1 protein-coding gene is annotated in these 1,195 nt (G+C 58.7%); it reads left to right on the top strand.

The features are described from left to right. The first annotated feature begins 331 nt into the window (after window positions 1-331). Window positions 332-1,174: an SDR family oxidoreductase gene (locus M0D66_RS37900; protein ID WP_266212957.1), complete on the top strand. Its 843-nt coding sequence runs from the start codon at window positions 332-334 to the stop codon at window positions 1,172-1,174. Window positions 1,175-1,195: the final 21 nt, after the last annotated feature.

The following is a 1,195-nucleotide window of genomic DNA, read 5'->3' as shown; positions in this document are numbered from 1 at the left end:
TGAAGGGAAAGGGCTGGTATGGCTGTGGTGTAGTCGCCGTCAGACTGGGCAAAGCGGGCGATGGCTCGCGCGAGGCCGTGCGTGCGTGTGGCAGTCGTACTCATTGGCTCGGAAACCCGGTATTTCATGCGTAATCTCTAATGCCAGGACGGCGGAAACACTTTACTCCGGCAGAAGACCATTCGCGTGGTTTTAAGCACGCCTCGTCAGTTTAGGCAAGAAGTTCGGCGCTTTCGGCAACCGCCCCGGTGCCAATCGCGCGACACTGGAGCCAGTTAATTCACATCCGATGCTCGAATTTTGGGGCGTCAAGAACACAGAGGAACCACTGATGAACAGCAAGAAAGTGTGGCTGATTACCGGCGCCGGCCGCGGCATGGGCGTGGATATCGCCAAGGCAGCCTTGGCGGCTGGCCACGATGTTGTGGCGACCGGCCGCGATCCTGAAAAGGTCAGGAACGCCATCGGCGATCACGACAATCTTCTGGTCGTTCAGTTGGACGTGACCAGCCCCACGGATGCCGAGGCCGCCGTCGAAACCACCGTCCAGAGCTTTGGTCGCATTGACGTGCTGGTCAACAACGCGGGCAACTTCTATGGGGGCTTCTTCGAGGAGCTTAGCCCCGCCCAGGTGCGTAGCCAGCTCGAAACGCTTCTGTTCGGCCCGATGAATGTTGCCCGGGCTGTATTGCCGGTGATGCGCAAGCAGCACTCTGGCCTGTTAGTCACAATCTCATCGACGGCTGGCATTACTGCTGGTGTGTTTTGCAGTGCCTATGCTGCTGCAAAGTTTGGCGTCGAAGGATGGATGGAGTCGCTTGCCCAGGAAATTGCTCCCTTTGGCATTCGCACCATGCTGGTAGAACCAGGTTTTTTCCGAACAGACCTTCTCAGCGCAGACTCAACGACCTACGCCGAACTATCCATTGATGACTATGCGTCCCGCACTCAGGAGACCGTGACTGCGTGGAAAGGTATGAACGGCAAGCAGGGTGGCGATCCGGCCAAACTTGCCGCCGCGCTAGTGGAGTTGACGGCACAGGAAGAGCCGCCCGCTCGCTTCGCCGCCGGCGCGGATGCAGTTGAGGCTTTTGAATCCAAAGCGAACACCTTGCTCGCTCAGGCGAATGCCCACCGCGAGTTGTCTTCGTCGCTTTCATACGCCCCAGAATAAAGACGGGCGCCGCCGGACAAG

This window comes from Paraburkholderia sp. SECH2, from assembly GCF_030464795.1.
Classification (GTDB): domain Bacteria; phylum Pseudomonadota; class Gammaproteobacteria; order Burkholderiales; family Burkholderiaceae; genus Paraburkholderia; species Paraburkholderia aspalathi.
This window is presented reverse-complemented; position numbering and strand designations above follow the sequence as displayed.